21 protein-coding genes are annotated in these 18412 nt (G+C 52.8%); 15 read left to right on the top strand and 6 right to left on the bottom strand.

Annotated elements, in window-relative coordinates; all coding sequences use genetic code 11:
* Nucleotides 1–26 precede the first annotated feature (26 nt).
* The 6 genes from gnpA to D3F01_RS02935 all read right to left on the bottom strand — a co-directional run bounded on the left by gnpA (nt 27) and on the right by D3F01_RS02935 (nt 5895).
* A complete protein-coding gene (gene gnpA, locus D3F01_RS02960) occupies nt 27–2186 on the bottom strand; it encodes a 1,3-beta-galactosyl-N-acetylhexosamine phosphorylase (RefSeq protein ID WP_242885895.1) in 2160 nt (719 codons plus the stop codon).
* A gap of 27 nt (nt 2187–2213) precedes the next feature.
* The gene (locus D3F01_RS02955) at nt 2214–2405 is read right to left on the bottom strand and encodes a hypothetical protein (RefSeq protein ID WP_005932965.1); all 192 of its coding nucleotides are present in this window, start codon (nt 2403–2405) and stop codon (nt 2214–2216) included.
* An 11-nt stretch (nt 2406–2416) separates the two neighbouring features.
* The gene (locus D3F01_RS02950) at nt 2417–3313 is read right to left on the bottom strand and encodes a carbohydrate ABC transporter permease (RefSeq protein WP_005932964.1); all 897 of its coding nucleotides are present in this window, start codon (nt 3311–3313) and stop codon (nt 2417–2419) included.
* A gap of 12 nt (nt 3314–3325) precedes the next feature.
* Nucleotides 3326–4210: a sugar ABC transporter permease gene (locus D3F01_RS02945; protein ID WP_097770860.1), complete on the bottom strand. Its 885-nt coding sequence runs from the start codon at nt 4208–4210 to the stop codon at nt 3326–3328.
* Between the two features lie 83 nt (nt 4211–4293).
* Nucleotides 4294–5664 (bottom strand): carbohydrate ABC transporter substrate-binding protein, encoded by a 1371-nt coding sequence (locus D3F01_RS02940; RefSeq protein WP_117534979.1) that lies wholly within the window; start codon nt 5662–5664, stop codon nt 4294–4296.
* A gap of 27 nt (nt 5665–5691) precedes the next feature.
* Nucleotides 5692–5895 (bottom strand): hypothetical protein, encoded by a 204-nt coding sequence (locus D3F01_RS02935; RefSeq protein ID WP_156075257.1) that lies wholly within the window; start codon nt 5893–5895, stop codon nt 5692–5694.
* Nucleotides 5896–6078: 183 nt separating this feature from the next.
* Here D3F01_RS02935 and D3F01_RS02930 point away from each other — a divergent pair, with 183 nt between their 5' ends.
* From D3F01_RS02930 to D3F01_RS02860, 15 genes are all read left to right on the top strand, one after another.
* Nucleotides 6079–6945, top strand: a complete 867-nt coding sequence (locus tag D3F01_RS02930) for an AraC family transcriptional regulator (RefSeq protein WP_117505754.1) — start codon at nt 6079–6081, stop codon at nt 6943–6945.
* Nucleotides 6946–6962: 17 nt separating this feature from the next.
* Nucleotides 6963–8060, top strand: coding sequence for an aminoglycoside phosphotransferase family protein (locus D3F01_RS02925; RefSeq protein ID WP_242885893.1), 1098 nt, complete (start codon nt 6963–6965; stop codon nt 8058–8060).
* Nucleotides 8061–8618: 558 nt separating this feature from the next.
* Nucleotides 8619–9488 carry a DUF6017 domain-containing protein gene (locus D3F01_RS02920; protein WP_207699011.1) on the top strand — a complete coding sequence of 290 codons (870 nt, stop codon included), beginning with the start codon at nt 8619–8621 and terminating at the stop codon, nt 9486–9488.
* Complete coding sequence (locus tag D3F01_RS02915; protein WP_242886415.1) at nt 9488–10321, top strand: ParA family protein; 834 nt, start codon at nt 9488–9490, stop codon at nt 10319–10321. The genes D3F01_RS02920 and D3F01_RS02915 overlap by 1 nt, the downstream gene beginning before the upstream one ends.
* A complete protein-coding gene (locus tag D3F01_RS02910) occupies nt 10278–11204 on the top strand; it encodes a ParB/RepB/Spo0J family partition protein (RefSeq protein WP_242885891.1) in 927 nt (308 codons plus the stop codon). The genes D3F01_RS02915 and D3F01_RS02910 overlap by 44 nt, the downstream gene beginning before the upstream one ends.
* Before the next feature lie 63 nt (nt 11205–11267).
* Nucleotides 11268–11693, top strand: a complete 426-nt coding sequence (locus D3F01_RS02905) for a hypothetical protein (RefSeq protein ID WP_154266147.1) — start codon at nt 11268–11270, stop codon at nt 11691–11693.
* 11 nt (nt 11694–11704) lie between these two features.
* Complete coding sequence (locus D3F01_RS02900) at nt 11705–12178, top strand: hypothetical protein (RefSeq protein WP_154266146.1); 474 nt, start codon at nt 11705–11707, stop codon at nt 12176–12178.
* The gene (locus D3F01_RS02895) at nt 12178–12381 is read left to right on the top strand and encodes a hypothetical protein (protein ID WP_173016332.1); all 204 of its coding nucleotides are present in this window, start codon (nt 12178–12180) and stop codon (nt 12379–12381) included. Before D3F01_RS02900 ends, D3F01_RS02895 begins: the two co-directional genes overlap by 1 nt.
* Nucleotides 12302–12751, top strand: a complete 450-nt coding sequence (locus D3F01_RS02890; RefSeq protein ID WP_242885889.1) for a DUF3846 domain-containing protein — start codon at nt 12302–12304, stop codon at nt 12749–12751. The genes D3F01_RS02895 and D3F01_RS02890 overlap by 80 nt, the downstream gene beginning before the upstream one ends.
* 30 nt (nt 12752–12781) lie before the next feature.
* Nucleotides 12782–13240, top strand: coding sequence for a PcfB family protein (locus D3F01_RS02885; RefSeq protein ID WP_154266061.1), 459 nt, complete (start codon nt 12782–12784; stop codon nt 13238–13240).
* Nucleotides 13237–16179 carry a DUF4368 domain-containing protein gene (locus tag D3F01_RS02880; RefSeq protein ID WP_242885888.1) on the top strand — a complete coding sequence of 981 codons (2943 nt, stop codon included), beginning with the start codon at nt 13237–13239 and terminating at the stop codon, nt 16177–16179. The genes D3F01_RS02885 and D3F01_RS02880 overlap by 4 nt, the downstream gene beginning before the upstream one ends.
* Complete coding sequence (locus D3F01_RS02875) at nt 16176–16520, top strand: TnpV protein (protein WP_117718978.1); 345 nt, start codon at nt 16176–16178, stop codon at nt 16518–16520. Before D3F01_RS02880 ends, D3F01_RS02875 begins: the two co-directional genes overlap by 4 nt.
* 137 nt (nt 16521–16657) lie before the next feature.
* Complete coding sequence (locus tag D3F01_RS02870) at nt 16658–17260, top strand: Type 1 glutamine amidotransferase-like domain-containing protein (protein WP_055271744.1); 603 nt, start codon at nt 16658–16660, stop codon at nt 17258–17260.
* Between the two features lie 54 nt (nt 17261–17314).
* Nucleotides 17315–17833, top strand: a complete 519-nt coding sequence (locus D3F01_RS02865) for a ClbS/DfsB family four-helix bundle protein (RefSeq protein WP_002304342.1) — start codon at nt 17315–17317, stop codon at nt 17831–17833.
* A 360-nt stretch (nt 17834–18193) separates the two neighbouring features.
* Nucleotides 18194–18412: DUF3847 domain-containing protein (locus D3F01_RS02860; RefSeq protein ID WP_242885887.1), on the top strand; the 219-nt coding region annotated here is incomplete at its 3' end.

The raw sequence follows: 18412 nt of genomic DNA, 5'->3' as shown, positions 1-18412 counted from the left end.
GGGTGTTTGCTTATGAAACGGAGAACTCAGATCTCATACCACTTGATCTCGTTGGCTTCCAGATGCAGGTCGAAATGGTTTCCATCGGTGGTGTAGACCGTGGTGTCCTGCGGCTCGTAGGTGTTGTTCACCACGCAGTACTTGCCATTTTTCACGTAGGCGTGCACTTCCACATTGTAGTTGGAGCTGAACCAGGTGTGCAGCTCCTCCTCGCTGTGGGCGCTCCACAGGATGGCACGGTACAGGGTGCGGCTGTTGGCAAAGCTGTACGGCACACCGCTGATGTACACGGCACGGCCCTTGCCAAAGTCGTGGGCCGCCATCTGCACTTCCCGGTTCCGCTGCACCAGCACCTCGGTACCCTCGAGGGCGTAGATGTTCTTCTTGCCCTCGCCAAAGTCGATGGGCTGATCGGCATCCTGCAGGATGAAGTGGTCCGGGTGCTCGTCCCAATTGTATTTATCGTAGTTGAGGGTGAAGCCGTTTTCTTCCTCCACGCCCAGCACGCTGGCCAGCTGGAGAATGTGGCCCTGATAGGCATGGCCGGAGGGCTCACCCACGCCGATGAAGCCGCCGCCGTTCCAGACGAACTTCCGGATTGCGGAGGAGATCTCCGGGTCCTCCCACCAGATGCCGCCGGTGTGGGCGGTGTCGGCATCGCCCACATTGATGATGACATCGAGGCTGTCCAGCAGGGCGGGGTCCTTCTTGATGTCCTCAAAGCTGATGAACTTCACGTCAAAGGGCGCGCCGGACAGCATTTCGATGACACCGGAGTAGCTGTAGTTCTGCTTGTAGTAAAGGGCGTGGTGCACCATGTGGCAGCCCCAGGCCCGCATCTTGCCCCAGCAGTTCAGCACGGCCACCCGCTTGACGCAGTAGGGCGTGGTGCCCTTGATGTTCTCATACAGCTCGCGGAACTCGCTGCAGACGCTCTCCACATAGTCCACGAACTCCGGGAACTGCAGTGCCAGCTTCAGATAGCCGCCGTAACCGATGCGGTCGATGGGCTTGCGCAGGATGGCGCGGCGGGCCGTGACCCAGTTTTCCTTGGCCTCCCGCACCGGGTCGCCGCCCTCGTGGAAGGTGTCCGGGAAGAAGTAGGGCAAAAAGCGGCCCTCGGTATACTTCACGCCCTCGATGTCCGAGATCAGGCGCAGGGTGGAGCCGTTGCCCACGCTGCCCACCACGGCATCCAGACCGATGGTCTTGAACTCCGGCATGAACGGCTCGGTGCCGATCCAGTGGTCGCCCAGGAACATCATGGCCTCGCACCCGCACTCGTGGGTGATGTCCACCATCTCCTTGGCAAGCTTTGCCACCTCCCGGCGCTGGAAGGCCTGAAAATCCCGGAATTCCTTGCTGGGCACCCGGTACTGGTTGTTGTAGTAGCCCTGATCGATGATATACTCCGGGCGGAACTTATAGCCCACCTCCTGCTCGAACTGATTCAGGATATAGGGGCTGACCGAGGCGGAATAGCCGTACCAGTCCACGAACTTCTCCCGCTTCAGCTCATCGAAGATGAGGGTGAACTGGTGGAAGAAGGTGGTGTAGCGGATCACGTTGACATAGGGGTGCTCCGCAATGAACTTGCGCAGGCGCTCCATGGAGTATTTGTGGGTCTTAGGCTGGCGCACGTCAAAGGTGATCTGGTGCTCAAAGTTGGTCCAGCCGTTGGTGGTGGCATTGTACATGTGCACCGGGTCCCAGATCAGGTAGGCCAGGAAGCTGACGGTGTACTCATGGAACGGCACGGCCTGCACGGTCACGCTGCCGTCGGCGTAGCTCCACAGCTCCGGGGGCACGGGCTGACCGGTGGTACGGTCCATGACCTCCCACCAGCGGGTGATATCATCGTTGGTGTTCACCTGCATCAGCTCCGGGCTGATGCCCTTCATCAGCGGGATGGTCACGGTGTCGCCGGGGGCGGTATAGAAGCCGGTCATGATGTAGCACTGCTGCACCTCGTCCGGGTTTGCCTTAGCCCATGCGTTGTCCTTGCGGGTGGTATAGTAGGTGGAGTAGATCTTTGCGTCGGCATCCTTCAGCTCCTGCGGGAAATCGGTGCCGTCGCAGTCACGGATAGCATCCGCGCCCCACTTTTTCAGGATCTGCAACGTTTCGGGCACCACGTCCAGATCGGTCGGGATCGTTACGCGCCCGGTCATTCTATTTTCTTCCATGGGAATTCTCCTTTACCTCTCTTCTCCTCAATCCTGATAGGGGGCGTTATAGAGTGCCAGCACAGCCAGCAGCAGCGCCACCCCCAAAAGCATGATGCCAAGACCAGCCAGCTGCCCGGTCATTTTCCAGCCTGCTGTCACCAGCGCGATGGACAGCACAAACAGTACCAGCATCAGCACCATGCGCAGGGCGGGATGATTTTTCCAGAATGCTTTCATCGTTTGTCACCTTACCCTTTCAGACCGCCCACGGTCATGCCCTGTGTCAGCTGCTTCTGCACGCAGATGTACAGGATCAGGGTGGGCAGCATCACCAGCACCAGACCGGCATACATGGTGCCGTACTGGGCCGCGCTCTGCTGGGCCTGCATCAGATTCAAAAGGCCTACCGGCAGGGTGCGGGGCGCGCTGGTGGAGCTCATCAGCGTCATGGAAATGATGTACTCGTTCCAGAAGGACAGGAAGTTGAACAGGATGATGGTGATGATGGAGGGCTTTGCCATGGGGAAGATGATACGGGTCATGGTGGAGAAGTAGCTTGCACCGTCGATGTAGGCAGCCTCCTCAAAATCATGGGGCAGGGTGGCAAAATAGCCCGAAAGCAGATAGATGGTAAAGGGCAGGGCTGTGGCTGCATACACCACCGCCAGCACCACCAGATTGTTCAGCAGGAAGCTGCTGCCAAAGTGGCTTTTCAGCCAGACATCGCCGTCCCGCAGCATCAGGAAGATGGGCACCACGATGTAGTTGACATTGATGAACAGGCCTGCCATGAACAGGGTGTTCAGCAGTTTGCGGCCCTTGAACCGGAAGCGGGACAGGCAGTAGGCGGCAGGCAGCGCAATGACCAGCAGCAGCACCAGTGCCAATGCGGTCACGATGACAGAGTTGAGCATATACTCGCCCATCTTGGCTCCGTTCCACGCATTGACAAAGTTCTGCCAGTAGAACCCGGCAGGCAGCGCCCACGGGTTGCCGTAGAACTCCGCGTTCTGCTTGATGGAGGCCATGAATACCCATGCCACCGGCACGATGATGATCACCGCCAGCAGGACCAGCACAAAATAGATAAAGAACTTGTAGAGACCTTCCGCCGAGCGGGAAGATCTTTCGGTGGTATTCTGCATCTTCTTCCCTCCTTAGAATTCCAGCGGATCGCGGTCGGTGGCCTTGTTGACACAGGCGGACAGTGCAAACGAGAACAGGAAAATGACCACGCCAATGGCCATGCTGTAGCCATACAGGCCCGCGTCCTTCTGGCTGTACATATAGCTCAGCGCCACATCCGAAGCACCGTTGGGCCCGCCGCTGGTCATTGCCTTGACAAAGAGGAAGGCCATGTTGATGGTGGAGATGATGAAGAAGGTCAAGGTGGTGCGGATGTTGGTCCAGATGAGGGGGATGGTGATCTGGAAGAACTGGGTCAGGCGGCCCGCACCGTCCAGATTGGCGCTCTCGTACAGGCTGGCGGGCACCGAGGACATGGAAGCCATATACATGACCATGTAATAGCCCACGGCCTGCCAGACCATGGCGAGGATGATGGAGGGGATGACCAGCTTTTCGCCCTTCCAGAGGATGGGGTCTGTCATATCCCGGAACAGGCCGATGATGCTGTTGAGCATACCGTTTTCCGGCTTATAGATAGCCGAGAAGATGCCGGAGATGACGACCACCGACAGGATGTTGGGGATGTAGAAGATGACCCGGAAGAAATTCTGCCCCTTGATCTTTTCCCGGGTCAGAATGGCTGCAAACACCAGCGCAAAGGCAAAGGTGACGATGGTCACTACCACCACCAGCAGGATCATATTCTGCATGGAGCGGATGAACTGGGCATCCTTGAGCAGGTGCTGGAAATTCTTCAGGCCCACAAAGGTCTCGTTGGGCGAGTAGGCACCGCGCTCGTACAGGCTCATGCGGAACACGTTGAGGGTGGGCAGGATCATAAAGAGAAAGAACAGGATCGTGGCCGGTGCCACGCAGAGAAAAACGAACCGTCTGCGGCTTTTGTCAGATCTCATAGACAAACCGCTCCTTTCTGTCGGAACCCGAAAACCACAAAAAGCGGAGGCGGTCAAAACCGCCCCCGCTGGGCAGGGTTTAATTACTCAACGATATTGGCACGCATCTGGTCGCTGGCGGACTTGATGCCGTCGATCCACTGCTGCTCGGTCATGCTGCCGGACACCAGAGAGTTGACGGGGTCAAAGAACACAGTGCGGACCTCCACGCCGGGGATGGCGCTGAAGGCTGCAAAGTTGCCCATAGCGGCCTTTGCACCGTTGTCGTAGATGGAGTAGAACATCTTATTGTCGCCTTCCAGATCATCGGCGATGCCCAGCACAGGCTGGATGGCACCGCTCTCGGCAAACAGCTTGCAGGCCTCGTCGCTGTACAGGTAAGCCACGAACTGCTTGGCGGCATCCAGATGCTCGGCACCGGCCGGGATCCATGCCTGCTCGAACCAGGTGTAGCTGTACTGGTCGCCGCCGGCCTTGACAGCGGGCAGGGCGGTCATGCCCCACTCAAAGCCATCCGCACGGGGAGCCTCGGCCATCTCGCCCACGATCCAGGTGCCGTTGGGCATGAACAGAGCCTTGTTGTCCAGCACCAGCTGCTGGTTCTGGGTAAAGTCCTGATCATTGGCCTGCGCAGGGGTAATGGGGTTGGTGTAGGAAGCCAGCTTGTTGACGATATCAAAGCAGGTCTTTGCCTCCGGGGTATCCCAGATGCCTTCCTCATAGTGGGTGGCCTTGTTGAAGAACTCCGGGCCGCCGGCGGCATACATCAGAGCATAGAAGAACGCATCAAAGTAGCCGGTGGTGGGGTAGGTGAACAGGTAGGTACCCTCAGCGGCAGCCTTGTCGCCCAGTTCCCACATCTCGTCCCAGGTGGTGGGCACTTCCCAGCCCTTTTCCTTCAGGAAACCGGCGTTGTAGAACAGGCCGCAGGGGCTGTAGAACATGGGAGCCAGATAGGTCTTGCCGTCGCCGTAGGGGTTGGTCAGGGAGGTGTCGGTAAAGCCGCCTGCGATCTTCTCGCTCACCTTCTTGCTCTCGCCGGGCACGGTCATGCTCAGCACGTCGGTGATGTCCGCAATCAGGTTGCCCTTGATGAACTGCTCGGTCAGGGCAGCCTCACGGCCGGTAGCCAGGTGGACCACGTCGGGGTAATCGCCGCCCTGCATGGAAGGTCCGATGACATCCTCCAGCTTCTTATCGGTGGTCAGCTCCACCTTGATGCCGGTCTGGGCGGTAAAGGCCTCGGTGACCTTCTTCCACATATCAGCGCCATAGCCGGTCTCGATGGCGGCGACCTTGATGGTCACGTCCTCAGCAGCAGCGGCAGATGCAGCAGCGGAAGAAGCCGTGCTGGAAGCTGTGGAGCTGGAAGAACCGCCGCAGGCAGCCAGACCCAGTGCAGCGGCACCCACACCGGCCACTTTCAGGAAATTGCGACGAGAAATACGTTTCATAATGTGTCCTCCATCATAAAGTTCCATTCAAGCACAGCCGGAGCAAACAGGTTTTGCCCGAGGGGCTGTGTTTTTTTCTGATCCCAATATAGAGGTTTTTACAGTTTCCAACAAGGTCTTTGTTGTTTCATTTTTTAGAAATATTGTTCTTTTATCATTCTCTTCGGCAAAAGCACTAAATTTTGCAGCATCGTTTTGGTACATTCTCCCTGCTTGTAACCAATTTGACATATTTTCGTCTTTCTGTGCAGAGGAAAATATTTACCATGCCTAAAAAACAGGACTTGCTTTTTTTCTTATTTGCTCCTATAATGAGAAAAAACGCACGAAGCAGTGCGGCGTTTTTCGCATTTTATTTTTAGTATCTTGCTTTTATTTTTATATTTTTTGCGTCTGCTTCAAAAGGAGCCTTTTATGAGTACCGAGCGCTTTGATATCCGCCACGCTCCCGCTCCACGGGAATCCTTCCGGCTGCTGTACATCAGCAAGAGCAGATTCGGCGGCGACTGGAACAGCACGGTCCACACCCATTCCTGCACGGAGCTGTTCTACTGCCTCAGCGGCGAGGGGCAGTTTCTGCTCAGCGGGCAGCTGTTCCCGGTCAAGCCGGACGATATGGTCATCGTCAACCCGCAGGTGGAGCACACCGAGCTGAGCCTGAACGCCTCGCCTCTGGAATACATCGTGCTGGGCATTTCGGGCATCGAGATCCTGTTCGGCAAAGCCGATTCCACCTACGCCATCTTCAACTGCCGGGAGAACCGGGAGCGGATGGTAACGCTGCTGCACATGCTGCTGGCTGAGGCAGACCGTAGCCTGGACGGCTGCGAGACCGTCTGCCAGGACCTGCTGGAAGTCCTGCTCATCTGGCTGGTGCGGTGCACCACCCTCTCTTTGCAGGTGGAGGAATCCCCCCGCTCTGACAACCGGGAATGCGTGGAGATCAAGCGGTATCTGGACAACAACTACCGGGAGGACATCTCCCTTGATACCCTTGCTGAGGTCGCCCACATCAACAAATATTATCTGGCCCATACCTTCCAGAAGGCATACGGCATTTCTCCCATCACCTACCTGAACCGCCGCCGCATTGAGGAGAGCAAATATATGCTGGGCAACACCGGTTACAGTCTGGCGCAGATCAGCGAGCTGATGGGATTTTCCTCCCCCAGCTACTTTTCGCAGTGCTTCCGCAAGGCGGAAGGCCTGACCCCCAACGAATACCGCCGTCAGGTGCGGCAGGGACAACGCCCTGCACCTGCCAAACGGCATGAAGGATAAGAAATGAGGAACCCAAAATGAAACCTGTTACCGAATCCATTCTCAACGCCGCCGCAAATGCCTTTGATTTTGGCGGGCCGGTGGTCTGCGATGCCCGTCACTACGGCGAAGGCCACATCAACGATACCTTCGTGGTCTGGCGGAAGGACCACTCCAAGCGCTTTATCTTACAGCGCATCAACACCGACACCTTTACCGACCCGGTGGGCCTGATGGAGAACATCTGCGGCGTGACCCGGCATCTGCGGGAGAAGATCCTTGCCGCAGGCGGCGACCCGGCACGGGAGACCCTGAACGTGATCCCCACCCTGTCCGGTGCGGCCTGCCATCTGGATGCCGAGGGCGGCGCGTGGCGTGCCTACGACTTTGTAGAGGACACCATCTGCCTGCAGCAGGTGGGCAGCGAGGCCGACTTCCGCACTGTTGCCGAGACCCTGGGCAAATTCCAGAACCAGCTGGCAGATTATCCGGCCTCTACCCTTCACGAAACCATTGCACGCTTCCACGACACACCCAACCGCTATGCAAACTTTGAAAAAGCCCTTTCCGCCGATGCGCTGGGCCGTGCCAAGGACATTGCACCGGAGGTCGCCTTCATCCATGCGCGGGAAAAGGATTGCCATGCCCTGCTGGATCTGCTGGCAGCCGGTGAGATCCCGCTGCGTGTTACCCACAACGACACCAAGATCAACAACGTCCTGATCGATGCTGCCACCGGAAAGGGCATCTGTGTCATTGACCTTGACACCGTGATGCCGGGCCTGTCGGCCTACGATTTCGGAGACTCCATCCGCACCGGTGCCAACGACTGCGCCGAGGACGAGCCCGACCAGAGCAAGGTCCACTTTGACCTGCACCTGTACGAGGTGTTCGCCAAGGGGTATCTCTCCACCGCTGGGGCTTCCATGAGCCCTGCGGAGAAAAAGAGCCTTGCCTGGGGTGCCAAGCTGATGACGCTGGAGTGCGGCATCCGCTTTCTGACCGACTATCTGGAGGGCGACCACTATTTCCACACTGCCCGCCCCGGCCACAACCTTGACCGCGCCCGCACCCAGTTCACGCTGGTGCACCAGATGGAAGAGGTGTTCGGGCAGATGCTGGAGATCGTCAGCTGAACCGGCACCTTCTGACCTGCCGAAGCACCAATGACCCGGGGGCTGCACTGAACCGCCTGCAAAACATCTGAAAACGATGCAGGCAAGGCAGTGCAGCCCCCATTTTTTGCGGCTGAGAAAAAGAAAAGCACCATACTTCCTACGAAGTACAGTGCTTTTTTGGTGGAGAATAGCGGGATCGAACCGCTGACCTCTTGCATGCCATGCAAGCGCTCTCCCGAACGGTATCGAAACACACCCCCACACGAAAGTGTGGGGACGGGCTTAATATCGCGTTGATACGTTCTATCCGCCAAAAAAGTCCACAGTTGCATCCTACTTCCAGGAATCATGCTCCGCCTACAAGGCAATTTTACCACCCAATTTTTAAGTGTGTCAATGGGTTTTGCTCAGAGAGAAGGTCATTTACGAGAAAAGTTTTTTCTGACAGCTTACTTAGCGCAATTTTGATTTTACACATCAAAGTTGCGCTTTTTATTTTTCCCAAAAGTATTGACAAGGAGGTTTTCTCAACGATGCCGATGTATTTTTGCTGTTTTTTATCCATGAACCAACCGCATGACCCTTGACTACTTCTACGGACAAGCCGGAGAGCTGTTTTCGTTCTACCGCATTCCAAAGGCTCTTTTTCAGGAGCCACGGTTCCAGAGCCTGTCCACAGATGCCAAAACCCTATATGGTATCCTGCTGGATCGCATGAGCCTATCCGTGAAAAACGGCTGGCTGGACAAGCAGAACCGGGTGTTTATCCTCTTCACGATAGAGGATGTCAAGAGGGTATTGTGTTGCGCAGACAACAAAGCGACCAAGTTGCTCCGGGAACTTGAAAAGTTTGGTCTGATTGAACGAAAACGCCGAGGGCAGGGAAAGCCAAGTTTGGTGTATGTGAAAAACTTTTCGGCAGAATCTTCAAAAGAGAGTGTCAAGAATCGTGATAATGACGATTCTTGTGGCTTCAAAATCGCGTGTCAAGACCCTGCAAAATCACGATGTAATAAGACTAAAGAGAATGATACTGAAATGAGTGAGACTGATCTCTTCTATTCCGAAGAATCGGATGGAATGAGCAAACGCACCCAACTGGAGGAATATTTTTCTCAGTCCTTGGAGGTCGAGCTTCTTCTCCGGCTTTGCCCGGATGACGAGGACATCATCTACCAGATCGTTGATTTGCTGGTGGACACCTGCGCGACCAAGCGAAAGATGCTGCGAGTTGCCGGGGATGACCGCCCTGCCGAGGTAGTGCGCAGCCGGTTTATGAAGCTGAACGCCGACCACATCAAATTTGTGTTGAAGTGTCTTGCAGAGAACAGCAGCCCAATCAGGAACATGAAACAATACCTGCTCGCTTCTCTGTACAACGCACCGACCACCATGCAGCTTTACTATCAGAATCAGACCAACCACGATTTTGCGAAACGGGGGTGATAAAAATTTCCAAGAAAGCAACCACGATTGCCATTGTCAACCAGAAAGGTGGTACCGGCAAAACAACAACCTGTGAAAATCTGGGTGTTGGCCTTGCCGCCGAGGGCAAGAAAGTTTTACTGGTGGATGCTGACCCACAGGGTTCGCTCACCATCAGTATGGGCTGGCAACAGCCCGATGAACTGCCCGCCACTCTTTCTACCCTGATGGCAAAAGCCATGAACGACCAGTGCATTCCGCCCGGTGAAGGTGTGCTGCACCATGCAGAGGGTGTAGACCTCATCCCGGCCAACATTGAGCTGGCAGGGCTGGAAGTTGCCCTTGTCAATACCATGAGCCGGGAAAAAATGCTGAAGCAAGTCTTGGACAGTGCAAAGCAGCACTATGACTATATTCTGTTGGACTGCACTCCCTCCCTTGGGATGCTGACCATTAACGCGCTGGCGGCGGCAGACGCTGCTCTGATACCCGTACAGGCACAGTACCTTTCCGCGAAAGGTCTGGAACAGCTTTTGCAGACCATCAACAAGGTGCATCGGCAGATCAACCCAAAGCTGAAAATCGAAGGTATCCTGCTGACGATGACAGATAACCGCACCAACTATGGCCGACAAATCGACACGCTGATCCGGCAGGCATACGGAAAGCACATCAAAGTGTTCGGTCAGACGATTCCCCACTCCGTCCGTGCAGCGGAAATCAGCGCGGCGGGTAAGAGCATCTTTGTCCATGACCCGAAAGGCAAAGTGGCAGAAGCCTATAAATCTCTGACGAAGGAGGTGCTGGCCGATGCCGAAAAGCAGCGTAAACGCCAGTCTGAGCAGCTACGATGATATTTTTTCCACCGAAGAATCCCGGCAGGAAGAACAGCGCGAGCAGGTGCGGCAGATTCCGATTGGAGAGCTGTTTCCATTCAAGAACCATCCCTTCAAGGTTCTGGACGATGATTCTATGAGCGATACCGTGGAAAGTGTCAAGCAGTACGGTGTGCTTTCGCCGTTGATTGCCCGCCCCAGACCGAAGGGCGGCTATGAAATTATCTCCGGGCACCGCCGTCAACACGCTGCGGAGCTGGCCGGACTGGAAACCCTGCCGGTCATTGTGCGCCAGATGGACGATGATGCTGCCATAATCCTCATGGTAGATAGCAATTTGCAGCGTGAGCATATTCTGCCCAGCGAGAGAGCGTTTGCGTACAAAATGAAGTTGGATGCCATGAAAAATCAAGGTACAAGGTCAGATTTAACTTCGACACAAGTTGTGTCGAAGTTGCGGAGCAATGAAAAGCTGGGCGCAGAGAATAATCAAAGTCGTGAGACTGTTCGACGTTTCATCCGTCTGACCAACCTTATTCCAGAACTGCTGGACATGGTGGATAACAAAACCGTGTCCTTCAATCCTGCTGTGGAGCTTTCCTATCTTTCTCCTGAACAACAGCAGGAAGTGATCCGGGCAATGGATGATACCCAGAACTTTCCTTCTGTCTCACAAGCAAAGCGTATCAAGAAGCTGGCTCAGGATGGAACTTTTACAACGGAGACGGTCGTTGCCATTATGGGCGAGGAGAAAAAGAGCGAGCTTGATACGGTGACCATCAAAAATGACACCCTGAGAAAATACTTTCTCCGCAACTATACGCCCAAACAGATGGAAGATACCATCATCAAGTTGCTGGAACAGTGGCAGAAAAAGCGTCAGCACAGTGAAGAACGCTGACAGGATATGAATTTGAAAAGACCCGGTTGGGTCTTTTTCTTTAGGAAAAAGGAGAAAATGCCTATGAAGAATGATTCCAATCCCATTATTCGTTCCGAGGAAACCACCATTGATATGCATATCTGTGCTGCATTGTCGGAGAGCGGTGGCAGCGGCGAGATCTACTTTGCCGCCATCGCCCCGGACATGGAGCTGACGGTCATCACGTTGGACGAAGCTCCCGACATCCTGCCCTGCTTTGACGAGGATGATGCGTACCTGAACATCCCCGACAGCTCGCTGCTGCTTAGCTACAACCCGGCTCAGGTTCTGAAACTGGCAGGCAAGCACTATCTGACCGGCCCGGTCATTCTGGTGCGCACCAACATGGATGGCGAGTTCATCTCGCTGACGATTGATCAGGTCTACCTCTTTCAGAAGTACCTGATGCGCCACAGCGTCACCCTGATGGCTGACGGCCAGAAGCTGCCCTGCATCTGCATGGAGTGAGGTGCCTTTTTATGTCAACCAGAGAAAAAAGAGAACAGCGGAAAGCCCAGAAAGCGAGGTTTGTTGCAATGTATCCGGGCTTGTCGCACGATGAGATTATCGAGGAGTGTCTCAAGGAACTGAAGCACCATTTCGAGGTTGGGCCGGAAGTTGCCCTTATCAGTGCCGAAAAAGGTGTTCAGTGTGTGCCGTTTGATGAATCCCTTCAAAAGAAGTTTCCTTACTTTGAGGGGACTTACGAAGTCTTTGACGTTCCGCATACGGATTTTCAGATTCGCTACCAGCCAGAGCAGATTCTCGCCGCAAGCGGAAGAAAAATCCTGACCGGCACGGCATTTCTTTGCCGCAGGGAAAATGAGCGTTGTCTTATGCTTCCGAGCCGATATGAAAAGGTCGATGTGGAAGATTTTATTCGGGAGCATCTGTTTTTCTATGACGATGCTGAGATGCGCCATGTTGGTGTTGCGCTTTCGGAGGTTGCGTAATGGAGTTCGTGAAAGACTTTCTGATCTATGAAGCCGGTGCGCTCTGTGGGTTCTTTATCGCAGCCCTGATGAATGCGGCGCGCGCCGGACAGGAAATCACCATCAAATTTGAGGAGGATAAGCATGGAACAGGAAAAGAACACCCTGACGGTGCTGGAGATCGCACCGGGACAGTACCCGAAGCAGGTCGAGATCGATCCTGACCTGAAAGCCTTGCAGCAGGCGATGGGCGGCTCCATCGGCGCAAGCTACCCCTTTGCCGATGACCCGGTCGCCATCATCTACAACGATGATGGTAAGCTGATGGGACTGCCGTTGAACCGTGCCCTGCGGGACGAGGACGGGCAGATGTACGATGCCGTTGCCGGAACCTTTCTGGTGGTGGGGCTGGGCGAGGAGGATTTTGCATCCCTGACCCCGGAGATGGCGCAGAAGTACGAGCGGCTTTTCCATCAGCCGGAAGATTTTATCCGGCTGGGGCATCGGATGATGGTTGTTCGTGTGCCCGATGAAGCAGTTTGCCCGGAAGAAAGCAAAACCACCCTGCCGAAGGATGCCGGATTTGACCGCTAAACACGACTTTCTGCACTGGAGGTGATGGAAATGCAGGAAGAAATCGAGCATAAAACGGTCAACTTCGCCATCTCGACTGCAAAGCTATCTGCCCGTACACTTTTGAGAGGGGCGCAGTTCTTTCTGCGCCAGTACGACAAGAGTGCGTCGCAGGGCAAGCAGTCCATGAAGCGGCTCATACGGCAGAACCGGGGTGTGACCAATCTGGAGATTGAAAAGACTGGCATCAAGGATTTTGACCGCTACGCTAAGCGGTATCACATCGACTATGCAATCCAAAAAGACCTGTCCTGCACACCACCTCGGTTTCTGATTTTCTTCAAGGCACAGGATGCAGACGTTCTGAACGCTGCGTTCAAGGAGTATTCTGCAGCAGTATTGAACAAGGCCGAGCGTCCCTCTGTGCTGGCCAAGCTGCACGATCTGGCACAGGTCATTGCCAACCTCCCCGACAAAGTACGGCACAAAGAGGAGGAACGTGGCTTATGAACAAGAAAAAGTTCACCAAGCTGCTGGCCCTGTACCTGCCTTATCTGGTGATTGGGCTGGCTGCGACCAATTTTGGCGAGGCATGGCGGCTGGCCGAGGGTAAGGAGCTGGGCGATAGAATCGTGTCACTCATAGATACGCTCCCGGCTGCATTTGCAAACCCTCTGCCCAGTCTGCACCCACTGGATATTCTGGTGGGCATCTGCTGCGGTGCCGGACTGCGGCTGGCGGTCTATCTAAAAAGCAAAAACGCTAAAAAGTACCGGCACGGTATGGAGTACGGCTCTGCCCGGTGGGGTACTCCGGCAGATATTGCGCCGTTCATGGCTCCGAAGTTTGAGGATAACATCATTCTGACTAAAACAGAACGCCTGATGATGAGCAACCGACCACCTGACCCCAAAAATGCCCGGAATAAAAACGTGCTGGTGGTGGGCGGTTCCGGCAGCGGCAAAACAAGGTATTTTATTAAGCCGAATTTGCTTCAATGCACGTCAAAAAGCCATCCGGTTTCATTCGTGGTAACTGACCCCAAAGGCGGTCTCATTCAAGAATGTGGACTTGCCCTGCTGAAGAACGGATATAAGATCAGGACGATGAACACCATAAATTTTCACAAGTCCATGCGCTACAATCCGTTCGCATATATCCACGAGGAAAAGGATATTTTGAAGCTGGTCACGACCCTTATGACCAACACCAAAGGTGAAGGTCAGGGCGGCGATCCATTCTGGGACAAAGCAGAGCGGCTTTTACTGACATCGCTGATTGCCTATCTGCACTACGAAGCCCCAGCTGAGGAGCAGAATTTTGCTACGCTGCTGGAAATGCTCAACACCATGCAGGTGTCCGAGGACGACGAGGATTATCAGAATCCGGTTGATTTGCTCTTTGAAGATTTGGCAAAAAAGAAGCCGAACAGCTTTGCAGGGCGGCAGTACAAGCTCTATAAATTGGCTGCCGGTGTTGTATGCTCTAAAAGACTTCTTAATCAAGCGGTTGGGAAGTCTCTTAGAACACACAACCTAAAACCGAAGAAAGGAGCGCAAGTTATGAGAAAAAACGAGAAAATCACTGCTCTGTATGAACGATTGAGCCGTGATGACTTTGGCAAAGATGATGACCAACAGCGTGAGAGCAATTCCATTTCCAACCAAAAAGCAATGTTGGAGGAGTTCGCCGCACGGCAGGGGTTTACGAACATTGTCCATTTCACGGACGATGGCATTAGCGGCACTTGCTTTGACCGTCCCGGATTTCTGGCAATGATGAAAGAGGTTGAAGCCGGAAATGTGGAGTATCTGTGTATCAAGGACATGAGCCGCATGGGTCGTGACTATCTGAAAGTCGGTCAGATTATGGAAATCCTGCGTCAGCGTGGCGTTCGCCTTATCGCCATCAATGACGGCGTGGACAGTGCCAGAGGTGATGATGATTTTACCCCTTTCCGCAACATTATGAACGAGTATTACGCCAGAGATACCAGCCGTAAAATCCGTTCCACTTTCCAGTCCAAAGGCAAGTCCGGCAAGCACCTCACAGGCACGGTCATTTACGGCTATCTTTGGAACGAAGCAAGAGACCAATGGTTGGTTGACCCCGAAGCCGCCGAGGTGGTCAAGCGCATCTTTGCTATGACGATTGACGGCTACGGTCCGTATCAGATCGCCAGCAGGCTGAAAGAAGAAAAAGTCCTCATTCCGTCCGCTTACCTTGCCCAGCACGGCGAGGGCGTGAACAAAAACAAGACTTTCAAAGATGTGTACGGCTGGGGTTCTTCCACCATTTGCAACATTCTTGAAAAGCGTGAGTATCTGGGACATACCATCAACTTCAAGACCCGAAAGCACTTCAAGGATAAGAAAAGCCATTATGTCCCGGAGGACGAATGGACAATTTTCGAGAATACCCATGAGCCTATCATTGACCAGCAGACCTTTGACCTTGTGCAGAAAATCCGTGGGAATGTCAGACGCTACCCGGACGGCTGGGGCGAAGCAGCTCCCCTCACAGGCTTGCTTTATTGTGCCGATTGCGGCGGCAAGATGTATGTCCACCGCACCAACAACGGCAAGCGCATTTCTCAATACACCTGCTCACAGTACACCAAAGTTCCTTGCGGGACACTCTGCAAGACTCAGCACCGTATCAATGAAGATGTGGTATTGTCTCTTGTTTCCGAAATGCTCAAAGCCATTGCCGAGTATGCGAAGCATGACCGAGTCGAGTTTGTCCGTGTGGTGCAGGAAGCGCAGTCCAGCCAGCAGACCACAGAGGTCAGGAAACAGCGGACACGCCTTGCCACAGCAAAGCAGAGAGTTTCCGAGCTGGAAGTCCTGCTCTGCAAAATCTATGAGGACAACATTTTAGGAAAGCTGTCCGACAGCAGATACGCCACTCTGGACGCTCAATACGCAAAGGAGCAAGCCGAGCTTACCGCTGAAATCTCTGCTCTGGAAAAGGCTGTCAAGAGCTATGAAACGCACGAAAAGGACGCTGACCGTTTTATCGCTCTGATTGATAAGTATGAGAACTTCGACAAGCTGACCATTGCCATGCTCAACGAGTTTATCGAGAAAATCCTTGTGCATGAGCGTGACCGCAAAGGCAGTATACAGACCACACAGGAGGTCGAGATTTACTTCAATTTTGTTGGGCGATTCGTTCCCCCGGCGTTTGGAGAAGTGGAGCTGACCCCGGAAGAATTAGAGGAAATCCGCAAGCGTGAGGAACGCAAGGACAGGCTTCATCAGAACTACTTGAAGCGGAAAGCCAGCGGAGCGCAGAAGCGATACGAGGACAAAATCAAGGGGAGAAAAAAGGCAGAAATCGAAGCCAAGAAAGCCGCCATTCGTGCGGAGGACATTGCAAAGGGAGTGTTCGTCCCTGTCAGCAGTTTACCGCAGAGAGAGCCGATGAAAGGAGTGCAATCAGCATGAATATCACTTACACACAGAACGGAGATTATCTTATCCCGAACATCGTTATCCGCAAGACAAAGCCCCTCGGACACTACGGCAGACTTCGCAAAGCATATTTGGAAATGCGCCGCCCGATACTGTTCAATGAGCTGGTGCTATCCGACAAGCTCTTTGAGCATTGCGCCGAGATTGACGAAGCGGCACGAAACCGCATGGAGCTGATCGTGCGGTCACTGGCAAAGCAGTACGGCGTGACCGAACAGCTGAAAGCCGAAAACCAAATGGAATGGGTGCGGCAGATGAACGCTTGCAAGGCACAGGCAGATGAGATTGTGAAAGCGGAATTGATTTATGATTGAGTGAGAAAGTCCGGGCAGAAAACCGTCCGGACTTTTCTCATACAGTCCAAAGTTGCGGTAGAATTGTTCACAAGTTTTATGGTATAATTTGAATACGAAATTGAGAAACAAATCGGTATTTATAAAGGAGAATATTGATGAAACTATTTTTATGTTCGCACTTTTCAAGTGTGGGAAGTCTGATAAAGGAAGAAATTGAAAATAAGAAAGTCGCATTTATTCCAACAGCTTCACTGCGTGAAGGCTACACCGGTTATGTCGGCTCGGCTCGAAAATTATTCAAAAAGTTGGGAGCAATCGTAACTGAAATTGATATTTCAACGGAGGCTTATTCAACGATACAGTCTGTTTTTGAAGAAGCAGATGTGATATATTTTACCGGCGGAAATTCTTTCTTTCTTATGGACCAGCTCCGTAAAACGGGAACTGATGGGCTACTGAAAAAGGAATTGGCAAATGGAAAATTGATGATCGGCGAGTCGGCAGGCGCAATTATATGCGCTCCAAGCATCCAATATATCGAGCAAATGGATGAAAAGCCAGAGGACTACTCACAAGAAGATGATGCAGGGCTTGATTTGATTGATTTCTATGTTCTTCCGCATTATCTTACAGCACCATTTAAGAAAGTTACCGAGAAAATAATGACTGAGTTTTCGGATTTGAATCTATGCCCGATTAACAACCGTCAGGGAATTGTAATTGATGGTGAAGGTTCAAAGGTTATTTGCAAAGACTAATTTGAAAATTCCTGTTTTTGAAACTGGAAAATCGGAAGCTGAGGAGATAGACTATTGAGAACATATGAGAATAAAGACGAGCTTAAAAACGAGATAAATAAAAGCTTTGCAAAATATATTTCAGAATTTAATGATATTCCGGAGCATTTAAAAGATAAGAGAATTGATGAGATCGATCGAACTCCGGCAGAAAATCTTGCTTATCAGGTTGGCTGGACAACTCTTGTTATTAAATGGGAATCAGACGAAAGAAAGGGTATTCCTGTTAAAACTCCTTCGGATAATTTTAAGTGGAATCAGCTTGGCGAATTATATCAATGGTTCACAGATACATATGCTCAGCTGTCACTGCAAGAATTGAAAGACAGATTGAATGAGAATATCAACTCTATTTATGCAATGATTGATTCTCTGAGTGAGGAAGAATTATTTAAACCACATATGAGAAAATGGGCTGACGAAGCAACTAAAACAGCTGTCTGGGAAGTATACAAATTCATACATGTTAATACAGTTGCTCCGTTCGGAACCTTTAGAACCAAGATTAGAAAATGGAAAAAGATTGCACTATAACTTCAAGTTTGTCGAGAAGTTAAGCCGGAGCAAATCCCTTTAGGAACTAAAGGGCGCACTTCTATACTCTCCTATCGGGAGTATCGTGCGTCCTGCGGAGCTTCATTCTCTGTCAGCAGAAAAAAGCTGCATGACCGAGAATGTTTCGTCACTTCGTTCCGTCAAGGTGGCTACACCCCCTTGCGCCGCTTATGCGGCTATCCCTTGTGGACTTGCCGTCCGCAAACAACATAACTGTTGTTCGCCGCCAGCAAGTTTGAAAAAACCGAATACCGAAAATCAGACCGTTGACTGGTCGCAATGTGCGAAAAGTTAACGGTCTTTTTTTATCCCAAAAATCAAAAAAGGAGGTCAATCACAATGACAAAACCGAAAACTCTTGAACAGCTCCGAACCGAAAAGGAACGAGCCGAGACGCAGCTTTTACAGGAACAGCACAAGCTGGAACGTCTGGAGAATCGAAAGAAGTATCTGGAGAAAGGCGAACGCACCAAGCGCACCCACCGCCTTTGCAATCTGGGCGGCACGATTGAGAGCCTTGCCCCGGAGGTCAAAGATCTCACACGCACCGAAATGACA

The organism is Faecalibacterium sp. BCRC 81149, from assembly GCF_022750605.1.
Taxonomy (GTDB): domain Bacteria; phylum Bacillota; class Clostridia; order Oscillospirales; family Ruminococcaceae; genus Faecalibacterium; species Faecalibacterium duncaniae.
Note: the sequence above shows the minus strand (reverse complement) of the source record. Positions and strands in the feature narration are given on the sequence as shown.

Coding starts and splice junctions, on each gene's coding strand:
- D3F01_RS02885 (WP_154266061.1), top strand. CDS start 12,782: ATGCAGGAAGAAATCGAGCATAAAACGGTCAACTTCGCCATCTCGACT.
- D3F01_RS02875 (WP_117718978.1), top strand. CDS start 16,176: ATGAATATCACTTACACACAGAACGGAGATTATCTTATCCCGAACATC.
- D3F01_RS02940 (WP_117534979.1), bottom strand. CDS start 5,664: ATGAAACGTATTTCTCGTCGCAATTTCCTGAAAGTGGCCGGTGTGGGT.
- D3F01_RS02895 (WP_173016332.1), top strand. CDS start 12,178: ATGGAGTTCGTGAAAGACTTTCTGATCTATGAAGCCGGTGCGCTCTGT.
- D3F01_RS02870 (WP_055271744.1), top strand. CDS start 16,658: ATGAAACTATTTTTATGTTCGCACTTTTCAAGTGTGGGAAGTCTGATA.
- D3F01_RS02910 (WP_242885891.1), top strand. CDS start 10,278: ATGCCGAAAAGCAGCGTAAACGCCAGTCTGAGCAGCTACGATGATATT.
- gnpA (WP_242885895.1), bottom strand. CDS start 2,186: ATGGAAGAAAATAGAATGACCGGGCGCGTAACGATCCCGACCGATCTG.
- D3F01_RS02955 (WP_005932965.1), bottom strand. CDS start 2,405: ATGAAAGCATTCTGGAAAAATCATCCCGCCCTGCGCATGGTGCTGATG.
- D3F01_RS02905 (WP_154266147.1), top strand. CDS start 11,268: ATGAAGAATGATTCCAATCCCATTATTCGTTCCGAGGAAACCACCATT.
- D3F01_RS02950 (WP_005932964.1), bottom strand. CDS start 3,313: ATGCAGAATACCACCGAAAGATCTTCCCGCTCGGCGGAAGGTCTCTAC.
- D3F01_RS02900 (WP_154266146.1), top strand. CDS start 11,705: ATGTCAACCAGAGAAAAAAGAGAACAGCGGAAAGCCCAGAAAGCGAGG.
- D3F01_RS02920 (WP_207699011.1), top strand. CDS start 8,619: ATGACCCTTGACTACTTCTACGGACAAGCCGGAGAGCTGTTTTCGTTC.
- D3F01_RS02925 (WP_242885893.1), top strand. CDS start 6,963: ATGAAACCTGTTACCGAATCCATTCTCAACGCCGCCGCAAATGCCTTT.
- D3F01_RS02890 (WP_242885889.1), top strand. CDS start 12,302: ATGGAACAGGAAAAGAACACCCTGACGGTGCTGGAGATCGCACCGGGA.
- D3F01_RS02930 (WP_117505754.1), top strand. CDS start 6,079: ATGAGTACCGAGCGCTTTGATATCCGCCACGCTCCCGCTCCACGGGAA.
- D3F01_RS02945 (WP_097770860.1), bottom strand. CDS start 4,210: ATGAGATCTGACAAAAGCCGCAGACGGTTCGTTTTTCTCTGCGTGGCA.
- D3F01_RS02880 (WP_242885888.1), top strand. CDS start 13,237: ATGAACAAGAAAAAGTTCACCAAGCTGCTGGCCCTGTACCTGCCTTAT.
- D3F01_RS02935 (WP_156075257.1), bottom strand. CDS start 5,895: ATGTCAAATTGGTTACAAGCAGGGAGAATGTACCAAAACGATGCTGCA.